Source organism: Aquabacterium sp. A08, from assembly GCF_011742065.1.
On sequence record NZ_JAAQQT010000198.1, the window covers coordinates 1 to 535 of the forward strand.

1 protein-coding gene is annotated in these 535 nt (G+C 67.1%); it reads left to right on the forward strand.

Annotated features, from left to right (window positions below; translation table 11 throughout):
- A partial coding sequence (locus HA630_RS01110) for an NAD(P)/FAD-dependent oxidoreductase (protein WP_166832112.1) occupies nt 1-535 on the forward strand: 535 nt, incomplete at both ends.

Sequence of the window (535 nt, forward strand, 5' to 3'; positions counted from 1 at the left end):
GCGAGGCCATGGACTACGACGTGGTCGTCGTCGGCGGCGGCCCGGGCGGGCTGGCCACCGCCATCCGCTTGAAGCAACTGGCCGCCGAGCGCGGGGCCGAGCTAGGCGTGTGCGTCTTGGAAAAAGGCTCCGAGCCCGGTGCCCACATCCTCTCCGGCGCGGTGATGGACCCCATCTCCTTGAACGAGCTGCTGCCCAACTGGAAAGAGCTGGGCGCGCCCCTGAACCAGCCCGTCACAGGCGACGAAGTGCTGTTCCTGAAAGAGGGCGGCGCCACCAAGACCCCCGACGCCCTGGTGCCCGACTGCTTCCACAACCACGGCAACTACGTCATCAGCCTGGGTGCGCTGACCAAATGGCTGGGCGAGCAGGCCGAAAGCCTGGGCGTGGAGATCTTCCCCGGCTTTGCCGCGTCTGAAGTCATCTACAACGCCGACGGCTCCGTCCAAGGCGTGGCCACCGGCCACCAAGGCCTGGGCAAAGACGGCGAGCCCACCGGCGACTTCCAGATCGGCATGGAACTGCACGCCAAGTA